At 70.6% G+C, this 15,901-nt stretch carries 14 protein-coding genes and 1 pseudogene; 8 read left to right on the top strand and 7 right to left on the bottom strand.

What is annotated here, in order from left to right; translation table 11 throughout:
- The first annotated feature begins 30 nt into the window (after positions 1-30).
- The 7 genes from GXW79_RS13495 to GXW79_RS13465 all read left to right on the top strand — a co-directional run bounded on the left by GXW79_RS13495 (position 31) and on the right by GXW79_RS13465 (position 7,097).
- Positions 31-1,143 (top strand): aldo/keto reductase, encoded by a 1,113-nt coding sequence (locus GXW79_RS13495; RefSeq protein WP_211874929.1) that lies wholly within the window; start codon positions 31-33, stop codon positions 1,141-1,143.
- A gap of 169 nt (positions 1,144-1,312) precedes the next feature.
- Entirely contained in the window at positions 1,313-2,851 is a 1,539-nt protein-coding gene (locus GXW79_RS13490; RefSeq protein ID WP_211874928.1) for an MmgE/PrpD family protein, read from the top strand.
- 2 nt (positions 2,852-2,853) lie between these two features.
- Positions 2,854-3,345, top strand: coding sequence for a GNAT family N-acetyltransferase (locus GXW79_RS13485; protein WP_211874927.1), 492 nt, complete (start codon positions 2,854-2,856; stop codon positions 3,343-3,345).
- Complete coding sequence (locus GXW79_RS13480) at positions 3,342-4,478, top strand: bifunctional 2-methylcitrate synthase/citrate synthase (RefSeq protein WP_211874926.1); 1,137 nt, start codon at positions 3,342-3,344, stop codon at positions 4,476-4,478. The genes GXW79_RS13485 and GXW79_RS13480 overlap by 4 nt, the downstream gene beginning before the upstream one ends.
- A gap of 580 nt (positions 4,479-5,058) precedes the next feature.
- Entirely contained in the window at positions 5,059-5,646 is a 588-nt protein-coding gene (locus GXW79_RS13475; protein ID WP_211874925.1) for a histone H1-like repetitive region-containing protein, read from the top strand.
- Between the two features lie 73 nt (positions 5,647-5,719).
- Positions 5,720-6,172, top strand: a complete 453-nt coding sequence (locus GXW79_RS13470) for a GNAT family N-acetyltransferase (RefSeq protein WP_211874924.1) — start codon at positions 5,720-5,722, stop codon at positions 6,170-6,172.
- Positions 6,173-6,188: 16 nt separating this feature from the next.
- On the top strand, positions 6,189-7,097 hold the full coding sequence (locus GXW79_RS13465) for a serine/threonine dehydratase (RefSeq protein WP_246503987.1): 909 nt from the start codon (positions 6,189-6,191) through the stop codon (positions 7,095-7,097).
- Positions 7,098-7,128: 31 nt separating this feature from the next.
- On the opposite strand, the gene GXW79_RS13460 is transcribed toward GXW79_RS13465, so the two are convergent.
- The 3 genes from GXW79_RS13460 to GXW79_RS13450 all read right to left on the bottom strand — a co-directional run bounded on the left by GXW79_RS13460 (position 7,129) and on the right by GXW79_RS13450 (position 10,768).
- On the bottom strand, positions 7,129-7,956 hold the full coding sequence (locus GXW79_RS13460; RefSeq protein ID WP_246503986.1) for an EipB family protein: 828 nt from the start codon (positions 7,954-7,956) through the stop codon (positions 7,129-7,131).
- Positions 7,957-7,985: 29 nt separating this feature from the next.
- Positions 7,986-9,800 carry an aspartate--tRNA ligase gene (gene aspS / locus GXW79_RS13455; RefSeq protein ID WP_211874922.1) on the bottom strand — a complete coding sequence of 605 codons (1,815 nt, stop codon included), beginning with the start codon at positions 9,798-9,800 and terminating at the stop codon, positions 7,986-7,988.
- A 77-nt stretch (positions 9,801-9,877) separates the two neighbouring features.
- On the bottom strand, positions 9,878-10,768 hold the full coding sequence (locus tag GXW79_RS13450; protein WP_211874921.1) for an SMP-30/gluconolactonase/LRE family protein: 891 nt from the start codon (positions 10,766-10,768) through the stop codon (positions 9,878-9,880).
- 144 nt (positions 10,769-10,912) lie between these two features.
- On the opposite strand from GXW79_RS13450, the gene rnd reads away from it, so the two are divergent.
- On the top strand, positions 10,913-12,094 hold the full coding sequence (gene rnd, locus GXW79_RS13445; RefSeq protein ID WP_211874920.1) for a ribonuclease D: 1,182 nt from the start codon (positions 10,913-10,915) through the stop codon (positions 12,092-12,094).
- A gap of 168 nt (positions 12,095-12,262) precedes the next feature.
- Here the strand turns inward: rnd and GXW79_RS13440 are convergent, their stop codons facing one another.
- From GXW79_RS13440 to GXW79_RS13425, 4 genes and pseudogenes are all read right to left on the bottom strand, one after another.
- Positions 12,263-14,164 (bottom strand): hypothetical protein, encoded by a 1,902-nt coding sequence (locus GXW79_RS13440; RefSeq protein WP_211874919.1) that lies wholly within the window; start codon positions 14,162-14,164, stop codon positions 12,263-12,265.
- A gap of 94 nt (positions 14,165-14,258) precedes the next feature.
- Complete coding sequence (locus GXW79_RS13435) at positions 14,259-15,224, bottom strand: Bug family tripartite tricarboxylate transporter substrate binding protein (protein WP_211874918.1); 966 nt, start codon at positions 15,222-15,224, stop codon at positions 14,259-14,261.
- Between the two features lie 82 nt (positions 15,225-15,306).
- The gene (locus tag GXW79_RS13430) at positions 15,307-15,648 is read right to left on the bottom strand and encodes a hypothetical protein (protein WP_211874917.1); all 342 of its coding nucleotides are present in this window, start codon (positions 15,646-15,648) and stop codon (positions 15,307-15,309) included.
- Positions 15,645-15,901: pseudogene (locus GXW79_RS13425) on the bottom strand (flagellar FliJ family protein); the annotation flags it as partial. The pseudogene GXW79_RS13425 and the gene GXW79_RS13430, both read right to left, overlap by 4 nt.

Raw genomic sequence — 15,901 nt, 5'->3', positions numbered from 1 at the left:
ATTTCCTATCGAACGATATGGAAGTGACCCATGACCCCGACGCCATTCCGCACGCTCGGCCGCTCCGGCCTCGTCGTCAGCCCCTTCGCGCTGGGCACCATGACTTTCGGTGCCAAGCGCTGGGGCTCGGGCGAGGCTAGCTCGCGCGCCGTGTTCGACGCCTATGTCGAGGCGGGGGGGAACGTCATCGACACCGCCGACGTGTATTCCGCCGGACGCAGCGAGGAGATGGTGGGCAATTTCATCCACGACCATCAGGCCCGCCACCGCCTGGTGCTCGCCACCAAGGCGGGCTTCGCACGCGAGACGGGCTATCCCCATGCGGGGGGCAATGGTGCGAAGAACATCACAACGGCGCTCGAAGGCTCGCTCCGGCGCCTGCGTACCGATTGCGTCGATCTTTTCTGGCTGCACGTCTGGGACATGGTCACCCCCGCCGAGGAGGTGCTGCAGACGCTGACCACGCTGGTCCGCGCCGGCAAGATCCGGCACTACGGCATTTCAAACGCGCCCGCCTGGTACATCGCGAAGCTCGCGACACTCGCCTCGGCCCATGCATTGCCGGCGCCGATCGCGCTGCAGTTCGAATACTCGCTCGTCGAGCGCGGCATCGAGGCCGAGCATGTGGACGCCGCGCGGGAGTTCGGCCTGGGCACGCTCGGCTGGAGCCCGCTTGGCGGCGGCATGCTGACCGGCAAGTACCGGCGCGCCGATGTGGAGGGGCGCGCGCCCACGGAGCGCGGCCTGCCGAGCGCGGCCGCCCGACCCGGCGAGGAGGCCGGCGACGGCCATGGCCGACTCGGCGGCGCCAATCCGTTCGGCGATTCGAAGTTCACCCCGCACAACTGGGCGGTGCTCGACGTTCTCACGGCGGTCGCCGGGGAACTGAACCAGTCGCCCGCCGCCGTGGCGCTGGCATGGTCGCTCGCGCGGCCAGGCATCACAGGCCTCGTCATGGGGGCGAGCCGCGTCGAGCAGCTGCGCGACAATCTCGCCGCCCTCGAGATCACCCTCTCGCCCGAGCAGCGCGCGCGGCTTGATGCGGTGAGCGCGCCCGCGCCCGGCTATCCCGCGAGCATCGCCGTGCCGGCGGTGAACCGCATGGTGTTCGGCGGCCACGCCGTCGCGGGCTGGCGCGGCTAAATCCCGCCGTGGGCTGCTGGCGGCGAACCGGTGATGGTTGCGAGGGCTCGGGAATGATCGGCCCACCGGCGACCGCCACAAAAATTCTGTCCTCCCCTATCATCAAACCGAATGGACGCGGCTTCGCCGCGGCGCGACAACACCCGCACCGCAGGAGGAAACCGCGTCCATGATCAAGCATCCCGTCAAGGTCCACCCATCCAAGGCGCTGCTCAAGCGCGAGGACCAGCTCGCCTGGAAGATGGCCGCCGTCGCCACCGACAAGATCAAGGTGGACCGCGACGTACAGGAGATGATCATCAACCGCATCATCGACAACGCCTCCGTCGCCATCGCCGCCATCAACCGCCGCCCCGTGGTCTCGGCCCGCGGCATGGCGCTGGGCCACGCGAAGAAAGGCGGTGCGACCGTGTTCGGCGCCAAGCCGGGCGTGACCGTCTCCCCCGAATGGGCGGCCTGGGCGAACGGCACCGCGGTGCGCGAGCTCGACATGCACGACACCTTCCTCGCCGCCGATTACTCCCACCCCGGCGACAATATCCCGCCGATCCTGGCCGTCGCGCAGACTATGGAGAAGTCCGGCCGAGACCTGATCCGCGGCCTCGCCACCGGCTACGAGCTGCACATCGACCTGGTCCGCGCGATCTGCCTGCACGAGCACCGCGTCGACCACATTGCCCATCTCTGCCCCGCCCAGGCGGCCGGCATCGGCACGCTGCTGGGCCTCAAGCAGGAGGTCATCTTCCAGGCGATCCAGCAGGCGCTGCACACCTCGATCACCTTCCGCCAGTCGCGCAAGGGCGAGATCAGCTCCTGGAAGGCCTACGCCCCCGCCCATGCCGGCAAGCTCGCCGTCGAGGCCGTGGATCGCTGCATGCGCGGCGAAGGCGCCCCGTCGCCGATTTACGAGGGCGAGGACAGCATCATCGCCTGGGTGCTCTCGGGCCGCACGCAGGCCGACAGCAAGGGCCGCGGCACGGTGTTCGAGCCGATCTACTACGAGGTGCCCCTGCCCGGCCCCGGCGAGAGCAAGCGCGCCATCCTCGACAGCTACACCAAGGAGCACTCGGCCGAGTACCAGAGCCAGGCGCTGATCGACCTCGCCTTCCGCATGCGCGAGCAGGTCGGCGACATCAACGCGATCAAGTCGATCACGATCCACACCTCGCACCACACGCACTACGTGATCGGCACCGGCGCGAACGACCCGCAGAAGATGGACCCCAAGGCCAGCCGCGAAACGCTGGACCACTCCATCATGTACATCTTCGCCGTCGCCCTGCAGGACGGCAGCTGGCACCACGTGGACAGCTACGCACCCAAGCGTGCCGGCCGCGCCGACACCGTGCGGCTGTGGCACAAGATCGAGACCCGGGAGGACCCGGCCTGGACCGAGAAGTACCACTCGCGCGACCCGGAGACCCTGGCTTTCGGCGGCCGCGTCGAGATCACGATGAACGACGGCAGCACCATCATCGACGAGCTGGGCGTGGCCAACGCCCACCCGAATGGCGCCCGCCCGTTCGGCCGCGCGGAGTACATCCACAAGTTCCGCACCATCACCGAAGGCCTCATCACGGCGCGCGAGTCGAACCGCTTCCTCGAGGCCGCGCAGAATGTCGCAAGTCTCAAGGCGGGCGAGCTCGCGGCGCTGAACGTCACCCTGCCGGCCGGCACCCTGCTCGACGCCAAGCCCGGCATCTTCTGAGCGTGATCGAACTGCGCGACGCGCGGGCGGAGGAGGCGCCATCCCTGGCGCTGATCCACCGCGCAGCGCGGGAGGCGGCGCTGCCCGGGGTGCGCGAGGCCTATCCGGTCGAGGCGGTCGCGCGATGGCTCGCGCGACGGCAGACGGACGGCGCGCGGCTCCGGGTCGCGGCCAGCGCCAACGCACTCGCCGGCTATTGCCTGCATGGGACCGATGGCGAGTTCGGGGCGATGGTGTTCCATCTCTACCTGCACCCCGCCTGGTGGCGGCGCGGCATCGGCACGCGGCTTCTGGCCGACGCGCTGGCGGCGCATGGCCGCCTCTCGCTGGCCTGCCTTGCGCGCAATGCCGCCGCGCGCACCTTCTATGAGCGGCATGGATTCCGCGTTGTGGCCGAGGCCGATGGCGCGGGGACGGAGGAAGGAGAGCCCTACCTGGTCTATGCCGGCAGGGCCGCTCCCACACAGCAACGGGACATCGGAGAAGACGCATGAGCGAAGCAACCCCTGACATCCGGAAGGGCCTGGTCGGCGTCTATGCCGATGAGAGCGCGGTCTCGAAGGTGATGCCGGAGACCAACAGCCTCACCTATCGCGGCTACGCCGTGCAGGACCTGTGCGAGGAGAGCAACTTCGAGGAGGTCGCCTACCTGCTGTGGCATGGCGAGCTGCCCAACGCGGCCCAGCTCGCGGCCTTCCAGGCCGAGGAGCGTGCCAACCGCGCGCTATCTCCCGCGCTGCTGCGCGTACTGCGCGAGTTCCCCGCCGACGCGCATCCGATGGATGCGATCCGCACAGCCGTCTCCTTCATGGGCATGGAGGATGCCGAGACGGCGGACATCTCCGACGCGGCCCAGCGGCGCAAGGCGTTGCGGCTGCTGGCCAAGATCCCCGCCGCCGTCGCCGCCGCGAACCGGCTATCGAAGGGCCTCGAGCCGATCGCGCCCGACGCGTCCCTGCCCTTCTGCGAGAACTTCTTCCACATGGTCTTCGGCAAGGTGCCGCAGAAGGAGGTCATCAAGAGCTTCGACGTCTCGATGATCCTCTACGCCGAGCACACCTTCAACGCGTCCACCTACACCACGCGCCTGGTCACCTCCTCGATGTCGGACATCCACTCCGCGATCACGGCGGGCATCGGCAGCCTCAAGGGCCCGCTGCACGGCGGCGCCAACGAAGCCGTGATGCACATGCTGAGCGAGATCCCCTCGCCCGAGGCCGCGGAAGCCTGGCTGCGCGAGCGCTTCGACCACAAGGCGCTGGTGATGGGCTTCGGCCACCGCGTCTACAAATCCGGCGACAGCCGCGTCCCCACGATGAAGAAATACGCCGAGATCATGGCCGAGGTCGTGGGCGACACGCGCTGGATGAACACCTCCGCCGTGCTCGCGCGGGTGATGCTCGAGGAGAAGAAGATCCATCCCAACCTCGATTTCCCTGCCGGCCCCGCCTACTTCCTGATGGGCTTCGACATCCCGCTGTTCACGCCGATCTTCGTCTGCTCGCGCATCACCGGCTGGGCCGCGCATGTGTTCGAGCAGGGCGCGGACAACCGGCTGATCCGCCCGCTCTCCTTCTATGTTGGTCCCGAGCAGCGCGCGGTTCCGCCGATGAGCACGCGCGGCTGACGCACGTGTCGCGACGGCGCGCGCCGTCGCGACACCACTGCGAGCGCGGTTGTCGCGCGCGCTCGCACACCGCATCGCAGACATCGCGCGCAGAAAAATGCGCGACGCGATGCGGAATTTGTTGACACACAATATGCGCGTGCAGATAGCGTGATTCGCGCGCGCATCATTCGACGCGATTCGACCGAGCGATTCGTCAAGGCGAAAATTTTTCCGCCGTGACGCTGACCGAAGATCGAGCATCGCCAGCATGACGCGCCGCAGCAGGGAAGGACGGTCCATGGACCGCAGGCTCAGGGGGCGCGCGTGAAGACCAACCACGCGACTCCCACACTGCCGAAGGCCACGCACATCGCGCGGCATCGCGGCGGCCGAGAAGCAGGAGGGCTCGCCGCGAGGCGCCATCCCCCCCGCGCCTGTGTCACCGGGATCGCGTTCGGGATCGGAGGCTGCGCAACGGGATCCGCGCAGCATCGGCACCGCGCGGCTTGCCCTGCTGTCCCGCCCATGCGGCGCAACCTGGCGAACCGCCAGCGCGTTGCCGCTCCACATCGGAACGCAGTTCGGAGATCCTGACCTTATGACTGACATCATCGAGACCAACGACGCCGAGGACAGCGCCCCGCGCGCTCAGGCCATGGCGATGGCCGCGGCGAAGAAGACCGCGAAGAAGCCGGCGGCCAAGAAGCCGGCGGCGAAGAAGCCCGCTGCCAAGAAGGCGGCTGCGAAGAAGCCCGCCGCCAAGAAGGCCGCGCCGAAGAAGGCTGCCAAGAAGGCCGCCGTGAAGAAGCCGGCCGCCAAGAAGGCCGCGCCGAAGAAGACCGCCGCGAAGAAGACCACCGCCAAGAAGGTTGCGCCGAAGAAGGCTGCCGCCAAGAAGACCACCGCCAAGAAGGCTGCGCCGAAGAAGGCCGCCGCCAAGAAGCCGGCAGCCAAGAAGGCCGCGCCGAAGAAGGCCGCTGCCAAGAAGGCTCCGGCCAAGCGTGCGACGGCTGCCAAGCCCGCCGCCAAGAAGACTGCGCCGAAGAAGACCGCAGCCAAGAAGGCGGCTCCGCCCGCTCCGAAGAAGACGACCGCGCCGCGCAAGCCGCGCGTGAAGAAGACGCCGGCGCCGATGGTCGATGCCGCGCCGCCCGAGGCGCCCGCCTCCGACGCGCCGACGACCTGACGCGACCAGCGATCCCGGCGAGAGGGCGTCGTCCGCGCAGGCGGGCGGCGCCCTCTTCGCATGTGGGGGCACGATGACCATGATCACCGCCGCGCACCTCGACCCCGCCGACGCCATCCCGCTGATCGCTGCCTATGGCGCCGAGATGCGCGGGCTGCTGCACGGCACAACCCACGCGCGCGCCGAGGATGCCGCCGCCCTGCTCGACGGCACGCTGCTGCTCGGCGCCTTCGCCGACGGCGTGCCGGTCGGGTTCCTGGTGATGGTCGAACTGCCCGAGATCGTCTTCGCGCGACGCTGCGGGCAGATCGAGGACCTCTTCATCCTGCCCGCGCATCGCCGCCGCGGCGCCGCGCGCGTCCTTCTCGCCGCCGCCGAGGCCGAAGCCCGAACGCGCGGCCATTCCCATCTACGCTGGTTCGTGCCCGAAGCCGATGCAGCGGCCGTCGCGCTGTATGAGCGCGTCGCATCGCGCGCCGCGTGGCGCGGCTATATCCTGCGCCTCGATGCCGACGCCTCGCTGTGATCCAGGGACCCTCGCCATGATCCGTGCCGCCGCCGCCCGCATCGCCCCCTATATCCGGCGCACGCCCATGCTGCGCTTGCCCGCGGGGGTGCTCGCCTCCGTGCCGCTCACGCTGAAGCTCGAATGCCTGCAGCTCTCGGGCAGCTTCAAGGCGCGCGGTGCCTTCAACAGTATCCTCGCGCTGCCGGTGCCCGCCGCCGGCGTCATCGCCGCCTCGGGCGGCAACCATGGCGCGGCGGTCGCGGCCGCGGCGCAGGCGCTGGGCGTCGCGGCCGAGATCTTCGTCCCCGAGATCAGCGGCGAGGCAAAGCGCGCGCGCATCCGGGCGTTCGGCGCGCGGCTGGTCATCGGGGGTGCCAACTACGACGAGGCCCGCCTCGCCTCGGAGGCACGCGCCGCCGAGACCGGCGCGCGCATCATCCACGCCTATGACCAGCCCGAGGTGCTCGCCGGCCAGGGCACAGTCGCACTCGAATGCACCGAGGATGCGCCGGCGTGCACGCACTGGCTCGTGGCGGTCGGTGGCGGCGGGCTCATCGGCGGGATGGCGCAGCACTGGGGCGCGGATGCCGCGCAGCACCTGGTCGCCGTGGAGCCACAGGGATGCCCCAGCCTGCATGATGCGCTGGCCGCCGGGCGTCCCGTGCCGGCGCCGGTCGGCGGCCTCGCCGCCGACAGCCTCGGCGCGCGGCAGGTCGGCGCGCTCGGCTTCGCTGCCATCGCCGCCCATGGCGTGACAAGTGTGCTGGTCAACGACGCCGCTATCGCCGAGGCGCGCGGCGCGATCTGGGAGGCGTGCCGCCTGCTGGTGGAGCCCGGCGGTGCGGCGGCCCTCGCCGCACTGCGCTCCGGCGCCTGGGTGCCGCCACAGGGGGCGCGGGTGGGCGTGCTGCTGTGCGGCGCGAATACCGAGCTCGCGGCCTGATCCGCTGGCGCGACCCGGCGCGAAGCCGATCTCAGCAGGGCGAGGGAAGCACCGCGAGCTCGACCATGCGGCCATCGACCACGAACTCGCCGAAATCCATCTTCAGCTCGTCGGCCACGCCGTTCTCGTAGTAGCGCAGGCTCACCTCGTAGTCCGGCGTGCCGGCGCCGCCGCTCTGGCTCGTCTGGTCTCGGTCGAAGAAGGCGATGCGCATGCGCGAGGAGCCGAGCGGGATCAGCGCGGGGAAGCGCGGGTCGGTCATCGCCGCCGCCTGCCAGGCGGACATCACCGTCGTGGTGTCCTGCGGACCGCTCGCGGTGGTGCCGTCGAGCAGCGGCACGGCGAGGATGCGGGTTCCGGCGCGCGCCGCGTTCAGCGTGGCGATGGTGTGCGCCATCGGCAGCAGCGTGCCGGCCGGTAGCGCGATCTCGCGCGCATTGGGCTGGGCGAAGCGCACGGTGCCGCCGGTGGCCGTCACCTCCGCCTCGCCCTGGACCTGGCTGCTGACCGCACCCTGGCTCGACTGGGTGAGCGCGAAGCGCAGCCGCGTGCCGTCGCGCGTCTCATAGGTGGAGTAGTCGGAGACGGTCTCGGTCTCGTTGCCGTCGCGGTCGGTGAGCTTCAGCGTCAGGCGCTGGCGCACGGTCCAGCCGTCGCAGGCGTCCAGCACCTCGAACAGCATCGCGCCCGAGGCCTGGGCGATGTCGGAGTTGTCGCGCGCGCGGTCGAGCACCAGGCGATAGGCGGCGCGATGGCCGACCATCTGCCGCGCATCGATGGGCGTGCCGAGCGGCACCTGCGCCGCGGCTCCCCCCACCAGACACGCCATCCCGAGAACCAGGGCCAGACCACGCCGCATCGCCATCATCCTTCGCCGCAACCCTGCACTTAGGGAGCCTTGCCCGCCGCCGCACCCTTGGGCGGCGCGATATCCAGCCTGATCGACAATTCCTTCAGGCGTGCGGGCTCCACCTCGGCCGGCGCGCCCATCATCAGATCTTCCGCCTGCTGGTTCATCGGGAACAGGATCACCTCGCGGATGTTGGGCTCGTCGGCCAGCAGCATCACGATGCGGTCGATGCCCGGCGCCGAGCCACCATGCGGCGGCGCGCCGTAGCGGAAGGCGTTGAGCATGCCGCCGAACCGCGCCTCGACCACATCGGCGCCATAGCCCGCGATCTCGAAGGCGCGGAGCATGATGTCGGGGCGGTGGTTGCGGATGGCACCGCTGGAAAGCTCGATGCCGTTGCACACGATGTCATACTGAAAAGCCTTGATGGTCAGCGGGTCCTGCGTGTTCAAGGCCTCCAGCTCCCCTTGCGGCATGGAGAAGGGGTTGTGGCTGAAGTCGATCTGCCCGGTCTCCTCGTTCATCTCGTACATCGGGAAGTCGGTGACCCAGCAGAAGCGGTAGGCGTCCTTCTCGACCAGGCCGAGCTCGTTGCCGAGGCGGGCGCGCGCCTTGCCGGCGATCTTTGCGACATCGGCGGGTTTGCCGGCGGCGAAGAACACCGCGTCGCCATCGGCGAGGCCGCAGGCGTCCTTGATGGCCGCGACGCGCTCGGGCTGCAGGTTCTTCGCGATGGGACCCTTGGCCTCACCGGCCTCGAAGGCGATGTAGCCCAGGCCGCCGGCGCCCTCGCCCCGCGCCCACTCGTTCATGGTGTCGAAGAAGCGCCGCGGCTGAGACGCGGCCCCCGGTGCGGGGATGGCGCGGACCACGCCGCCGCCGGCCGTCACCTTCTCGAACAGGCCGAAGCCGCCGCCGGCGAAGTGGTCGGAGACATCGCGGATACGGATGGGGTTGCGCAGGTCCGGCTTGTCGGAGCCGAATTCCAGCATCGCCTGGTCGAAGGGGATGCGCGGAAACGGCGCGGGCGTGACCGCGCGCCGCGTGCCGGTCCAGTCGCAGAACTCCTCGAAGACGCCGGCCAGCACCGGCTCGATCGCGGCGAAGACGTCTTCCTGCGTGACGAAGCTCATCTCGAAATCAAGCTGGTAGAATTCGCCGGGCGAGCGGTCGGCGCGCGACGCCTCATCGCGGAAGCAGGGCGCGATCTGGAAGTAGCGGTCGAAGCCCGCCACCATCGCGAGCTGCTTGAACTGCTGCGGCGCCTGCGGCAGCGCGTAGAATTTCCCCGGATGCAGCCGTGCCGGCACCAGGAAGTCGCGTGCGCCCTCGGGGCTGCTCGCTGTCAGGATCGGCGTCTGGAACTCCGTAAAACCCTGCTCGATCATGCGCCGGCGGATCGAGGCGATCACCGATGAGCGCAGCATCAGGTTGCGATGCGGCTTCTCGCGGCGCAGGTCGAGGAAGCGGTAGCGCAGCCGCAGATCCTCGGGGAACTCCTGCTCGCCCGCGACCTGGATGGGCAGCTGCTCGGCGGCGGATTGCACCGTCACCTCGCGCACCCGCAGCTCGATCTCGCCGGTCGGCAGCTTCGCGTTCACCGTGCCCGGCGCGCGCAGCACCACCTCGCCCGTGACGGTCACCACGCTCTCTGGCCGCAGCGCCTCCAGCGTCGCGAGCATCGCGGATCCCTGCGCCACCACGCATTGCGTCAGCCCGTGATGGTCACGCAGATCGAGGAACAGAAGCCCGCCATGGTCGCGCTTGCGATGCACCCAGCCCGACAGGCGCGCGACAGCCCCGGCATCGGAGGCACGGAGGCCGGCGCAGGTGTGGGTGCGATAGGCGTGCATGGATCAACCTGGAAGTTCAGTTGCGGGAGGGCGGCAAAAGGGGCTTGCCCCGCGTGACTGTCAACCCTTCCGGCGGCTCATGCAGGCCAGGGGAACAGCGCCAGCATCGCCTCCCCGCGCCCACCCTCGGCGAGCCCGCCGGTGCCCAGCACATAGAGCCCGCTGCCATCCGGCGCGGGGATGAGCGCAGTGTTGCCCTCGAGGCCGAGCGCGGGAAACACCTCCGGCGTCGCGGCACCCGGGCGCAGCCGCGCAATCGCGGGGCCATGCGTCGCGGCCCAGATCACCCCATCGGGCATGACCCAGAAATCATCGATGCCCGGGAAGCGCGCGACCGGCACGGGCGGACCGCCCGGCGCACCGGCGCGTCCGAGTGGCACGCTCATCAGGGATTGGCTCGCCGAGTTGGAGACCAGCAGCGACGCGCCATCGAGCGATGGCTTGATGCCGTTCACGCCGGGCAGTCCGGGCCGCGCCGGATCAGGCGCGAAAGCCGCATCCTCGAGCCACACGCGCACCGTGCCGCCGCCGAGCTCGACCGCCCAGATGCGGCCCAGCGCCGCATCCACCACCAGCAGCGAGCCATCGGCGCGCAGCAGGCAGCCATTGAGGAAGATCGCCTCGGGCAGCGCGATGCGCCGCTCCTCGCGCCCCGCCGGGTCGAGGATCAGCACCGCGCAGCCACCGCGCAACGCCGCGGGACCACCGGTGAAGGGCGCACCATGGATCGCGAGTGCGTACCCCCCCTGCGGTAGCGCGGCGAGGCTCACCGGGTGCCCATCGACCTCCGCGAAGGCCGCCGCGCCGATCCCCGGCAAGTGCGATTCGATGCGCCGCGCGAAGTAGCTGGTGAACAGCACCGAGCCGTCATTCCGCAGGATCAGGTTTTCGAGGAAGGTGCCATTGGGATAGACCGCCAGCGGGCGCGGCGCCGGCTGCGCGCCCGCCGTGCCGGCGAGCGTCGCCATCCCCAATCCACCCAGAACACGCCGCCGCCGCATCCTCGCCTCCTGGCTTCGCATGGTCCGAGGCTAGCGCGGCGATCAGGCCCGAAACCACCCCAAACCCGGGCGGCTATCCGGCGGCTCGCCCGGGCGCTAGAAGTTTTCCCCATGAGCCGTCGCCTCCCCGAACCCGATCCCGACACCGTCCTGATCACCGAATCCGCAGACCTCGCCGCGCTATGCGAACGCCTTGGCGGCGAGGATTTCGTGACCGTCGACACCGAATTCATGCGCGAGCGCACCTATTGGCCGGAGCTCTGCGTCATCCAGCTCGCGGGCACGCACGACGTCGCCGTGGTGGATGCCCTAGCACCCGGCCTCGACCTGGCCCCGCTCGGCGTGCTGCTGGCGAACACGGCGGTGACCAAGGTGTTCCATGCCGCGCGGCAGGACATCGAGATCTTCCTGCTCAAATACGGCGCCGTGCCGACCCCGATGTTCGACACCCAGGTGGCCGCGATGGTCGCGGGCTTCGGCGACCAGGTGAGCTACGACGCGCTGGCCCGGGCGCTCGCCGGCGCCCAGATCGACAAGGCGCACCGCTTCTCGGACTGGTCGGCCCGTCCGCTCTCCGCCTCGCAGATCGCTTATGCGGCGGCCGACGTGACCCATCTGCGGCGCATCTACACGGCGCTCCGCGACAAGCTCGCTCGAGACGGCCGCGACAGCTGGGTCGCCGAGGAGATGGCCGCCCTGCACGAGCCCGCCACCTACCGCCAGGACCCCGAAACCGCGTGGGAGCGCCTCAAGCCGCGCACCCAGAACCGTCGCTTCCTCGGCGTGCTGCAGGCCATCACCGCCTGGCGCGAGATCGAGGCGCAGCGCATCAACATCCCCCGCCAGCGCCTGGTGAAGGACGAGACGCTGCTCGAAATCGCCGCAACCGTGCCGGCGGATGCCAATGCGCTATCCCGCGCGCGCGGCATCAGCGAGGGTTTCGCGCGCGGCAAGTCGGGCGTGACGCTGCTGGCCGCCATCCAGGCCGGCGCCAACCTGCCCGACGCGGCACTGCCCGAGGCGGCGCGCGAACGCACTGGCCCCGCCCCCTCGCCCGCGCTGATCGCGCTGCTCAAGGTGTTGCTGGCGGCGAAGAGTGAGGAGCATGACGTGGCGCCCAAGCTGCTCGCCAACAGCGAGGAGCTCGACAAGCTCGCGACCGGGGAAGGCGATGTCCCCGCCCTGCATGGCTGGCGCCGGACGGTGTTCGGCGAGGCGGCGCTGAACCTGAAGGCTGGACGGCTGGCACTCGGCGTCGAGGGCAAGCGGATCAAGCTGATCGCGGCGGAGTAGGCGACGACCTGGCGCCTTGGGTCCTCAGCCTTCGGCCCGCCATGCGGGCCGCGAGCTCGAATGGGCGAACGCCGGTTGTCCGACGATGCAAGCCGCCGAAGGCGGTGCCCGCCGCCTGAGGGCATGAAAAGCCGTGATTGCGGCGGCCATTCTTCATGACCGCTGCAATCAAGCCTCCCGCACCGCCGGCCGGTCCGGCGGCTGGCGCTGGCCGAAGATGCGATCGACCGCCGCATCCAGCATGCGGAACACATGGCTCACCGCATAGCCAGCGAGGAAGGCGAGCGGCCACAGGCCGAGCGAGATCGCCGCCGCGGTCGGCGAGGCGGTGCTGCCGCCGCGCAAGATCTCGGCCAGCAGCGACACCACGGCGCCGAATGAGGCGCCCAACACCAATGTGGTCAGCATGCGCGACTGCTCGGTGAGCGTAAGCAGCGCGGCGTCCGCGCGCCGCCTGATCTCCCGCAGCACCGAGACGAAGGCGCCGAGCACCGCGAACAGCACCGGCAGCACATAGAGCGTGAGGCCCTCGATCACCACGCGCACCCGGATCGGGCTGGCCCGCTCGGTCTGGGCGTTGATCGGCAGTGCCAGGCGCATCTGCAGGAACTGGTCGGTGGCGTTCTGCAGGATGCGGTCCCGCTCGACGACCATGGTGGTGAACATAGCCGGCTGCAGGCCCGACCCGCAGCTAATCGCCCGCGGCGCGGGGGCGGCAGGTGGAGTGGGTGCGGCCGGGGGCGGTGCGTCCTGCGGGGGCTGCGACGGATCGGGCGACTGGACCGCCTGGACGGGCTCGGGCGGATTGGCGCCGGCGCGCAGGCTCGGGGCGTCGCCCTTGGTGCGCTCCGAGGTTTCGCAGGCCCGGCGGAGCGCCAGCGCCTCGGCTTCCGGCGCGCTGATCAACCGGGCATTTTCGGGAAAGACGCGCAGCAGTCCGACGCGATTGCGCAGCCGCAGCCGCTCGGCGCGCATGGGGCGGCCATCCTCCTGCACCTGCGCATCGGTATCGCTTGCCACCACGTCGAACAGGCCGAACAGCCAGCTGAAGCCGGGCCACAGGGCCGGCGCGATCCACGCCTGCATCTGGCGGTTGTTCTGGTTGACGGCCCGGTTCACGCCCCACAGCCGATTGCAGTTCAGCTCCTGCGACGGGCGCGCGTAGCGGATGATGCCGGTGTCGTCGAGGAAGGGCTGGTCGCAATAGGACAGCGTCGGGTCGAACACGAAGCCCGCCTCGCGCAGCTGACCCATCCGGTCGGTGAGCACCGGCGAGCGGTCGATCGCCCCCGGGGCGCGTGGCGCATTGCGATCGAAATCGCTGTCGATCTGCTGCTGGATGCCGCCCAGCGACGTTTGCAGGCGCTGCGCCTCCTCCTGCAGCGTCTTCCCCGAAAACACATACAGCGCGAAGGTGAGCGTCACGAACACCATGAACACGGCGGTCTGCCGCAGCCGTCGCGCGAGCCCGGCGAAGCGCCAGCCGGATTCCGTGGCCGGATGCAGGCGCACGGGCTCGGGCGCCCCGGTCGTGTGCGGCGGCGCCGCCAGGCAGGGCGCGAGCGCAGGCCCGCCGCGCCGGTCGCGACGGAGGTCCGGCATCACCGCGCCCAGCGTCGCCCCGATCCGCGCGAACCAGCCCGGCACGCGCGCCAGGCAGGCGAGACCGTCATGGTAGCCCTGGGTCACCAGGATGGTGTCGACCGAAGCCGGCAGCACCAGCTGCGCGAGGAAGCTGCGCACCTCCAGCAGGAAGGAGTAGTCGTTGGGCGGCATCAGCTCCTTGGCGTCGGCGATGTGCCCGGCGCGGGAGGAAAAGGCGACGGTGATCGCGGCCACGCGCTCGACGAAGCCGCGCAGGGTTTCCGGCGCGGTGTCCATGGCGCGCGGCGGCTGCACCTTGGGGGCCGCGGTGCCGGCGCCGCGGCTGTCCATGAAGCAGGCCTCGAGCGCGCCAGGCTCGGCGCGGGCAAGATGCCCGAGCAGCGCGTCGATTTCCTGTACCAGGTGCGATAGCCCTTCCACGCTGTAGGCGGGGGCAGGGTTGCGTGCGACGAAGTCCCGAGCCATGGAGCGCCTCCGAACCAACACTCAGGCGAGAACCCTAGCGCTTTCTCCCGGAATCGGGCGTTATTTCACCATTATTAAGACGCCAGCACTCCGGTCATTCGAGCACGATGCCGGCGCCGCGGATCACCGCGCCCAGGCTCTCGATCTCCGCCCGCGCCAGCGTGTCGAGCTCGGCCCGCGTCATCGCCGCGAGGCGGGTGCCGCCCTCCTCGGCGCGACGGCGGATGACCGGGTCCGCGGCGAGGCTGCGAAGCGTGGCGTTCAGCCGCTCCAGCACCGGCTCGGGCACGCCGGCGGGGGCGAAGAAGGCGAACCAGGCATCCATGGTGTAGCCGGGCAGCCCAGCCTCGGCCGTGGTGGGTACGTCGGGCAGCGCGGGGCTGCGCTCGGCACTTGCCGTGGCCAGCGCCTTGATCCGGCCGGCCTGGACCAGCGCGATGCCCGAGGAGGGCGTGGTGATAAAGATCTCGACGCGCCCGCCGGCGACATCCTGGAGCGCGGGTGCTGCGCCGCGATAGGGCACGTGGACCATGGGCGCGCCGATCGCGCGCGACAGCACCTCGCCCGCGATGTGCTGGATCGAGCCATTGCCGGAGGAGGCGAAGTTCACCCGGCCCGGATTGGCCCGCGCATAGGCGATGAACTCGGCCAGCGTATTCGCCGGCAGGTTGGGTGCCGCGAGGACCACGTGCGGCGCCATGGTCGCCATGCCCACGGGCGCCAGATCGCGCACGGGGTCCCAGGCGAGGTTGCGCATCATCGCGGGGTTGCCGGCGTGGTAGCCGGAATACTGCATCAGCAGGGTGTGCCCGTCGGGCACGGCGCGCACCGCCGCCATGATGCCGATATTGCCGTTCGCACCCGGCCGGTTGTCGATCACCACCGGCTGGCCGAGCGCCTGCGACAAACCCTCGGTGAACAGGCGCGCGGCGAAATCGCTGCCGCCGCCGGGCGGGTTGGGCACCATGATGGTGATGGCGCGGCTGGGCCAAACCTGCGCCCGGGCGACGCCTGACAGCAGCAGGGGGGCGGCCAGCAGGGCTCGCTTGGTGATAGCCATGGCGCGGTCGCTCCCTTGGGGCAGTGCGCGCCCCTTCCGCGCCAGCCTGCCACCGCCGGCGCGGCTTGAGAACCGCGCCCGGTCAGACCCGGAAGGAGACCGCCGCCTGGCCGCCGGCTGCCTCGCCGCGCTGCATCGCGTCGTGCAGCACCTCGAGCACCGCCGCCTGCACCCGAAGCGCGGATTCCAACGCCGCCTGGTTGGCGTCGGCGAGGTGGCGCAGCCTCGCCAGCAGCAGCATCGCACGCATCTGCCGCGGCGGCGGCGGGTCGGCGGCGAGCAGGGTCGCGAAGGTCTCCAGCGCGGCCGTCTTCGCCGCGCCGAGGGCGCCCGCCTGCGGATGGCCGGGCACCTTGAGGGCGGCGGTCTCGGCCATCAGCGTGGCGGCCAGCGCCTCGCCGGCCGCCAGCAGCGTGTCGCTCATCGGATGCTCCCCAGTTCGCCGTGATGGCCGTGCCCCGCCTGCGCGCGATCATCCAGCCGCGCCTGCTCCCGCCGCGCAGCTTCGAGCGCGCGGGCCGCCGCGCGGGCTCCAGCGAGGCTCTCCAGAACCTGTTCCTGCCGCCGCGCCTGGGCGAGTGCCGCCTGCGCGGCGTCCCGCGCCATCGCCGCATGGGCGACCTGCGCGCGTCCGCGCGCGGCCTCGGCCAGGGCGCGCGGCATCCAGCCGGCGATCA

This window comes from Plastoroseomonas arctica, assembly GCF_018128965.1.
GTDB lineage: Bacteria > Pseudomonadota > Alphaproteobacteria > Acetobacterales > Acetobacteraceae > Plastoroseomonas > Plastoroseomonas arctica.
Note: the sequence above shows the minus strand (reverse complement) of the source record. Positions and strands in the feature narration are given on the sequence as shown.

Coding starts and splice junctions, on each gene's coding strand:
- GXW79_RS13490 (WP_211874928.1), top strand. CDS start 1,313: ATGATCAAGCATCCCGTCAAGGTCCACCCATCCAAGGCGCTGCTCAAG.
- GXW79_RS13480 (WP_211874926.1), top strand. CDS start 3,342: ATGAGCGAAGCAACCCCTGACATCCGGAAGGGCCTGGTCGGCGTCTAT.
- GXW79_RS13460 (WP_246503986.1), bottom strand. CDS start 7,956: ATGCGGCGTGGTCTGGCCCTGGTTCTCGGGATGGCGTGTCTGGTGGGG.
- GXW79_RS13465 (WP_246503987.1), top strand. CDS start 6,189: ATGATCCGTGCCGCCGCCGCCCGCATCGCCCCCTATATCCGGCGCACG.
- GXW79_RS13475 (WP_211874925.1), top strand. CDS start 5,059: ATGACTGACATCATCGAGACCAACGACGCCGAGGACAGCGCCCCGCGC.
- aspS (WP_211874922.1), bottom strand. CDS start 9,800: ATGCACGCCTATCGCACCCACACCTGCGCCGGCCTCCGTGCCTCCGAT.
- GXW79_RS13470 (WP_211874924.1), top strand. CDS start 5,720: ATGACCATGATCACCGCCGCGCACCTCGACCCCGCCGACGCCATCCCG.
- GXW79_RS13430 (WP_211874917.1), bottom strand. CDS start 15,648: ATGAGCGACACGCTGCTGGCGGCCGGCGAGGCGCTGGCCGCCACGCTG.
- GXW79_RS13435 (WP_211874918.1), bottom strand. CDS start 15,224: ATGGCTATCACCAAGCGAGCCCTGCTGGCCGCCCCCCTGCTGCTGTCA.
- GXW79_RS13495 (WP_211874929.1), top strand. CDS start 31: ATGACCCCGACGCCATTCCGCACGCTCGGCCGCTCCGGCCTCGTCGTC.
- rnd (WP_211874920.1), top strand. CDS start 10,913: ATGAGCCGTCGCCTCCCCGAACCCGATCCCGACACCGTCCTGATCACC.
- GXW79_RS13440 (WP_211874919.1), bottom strand. CDS start 14,164: ATGGCTCGGGACTTCGTCGCACGCAACCCTGCCCCCGCCTACAGCGTG.
- GXW79_RS13450 (WP_211874921.1), bottom strand. CDS start 10,768: ATGGCGACGCTCGCCGGCACGGCGGGCGCGCAGCCGGCGCCGCGCCCG.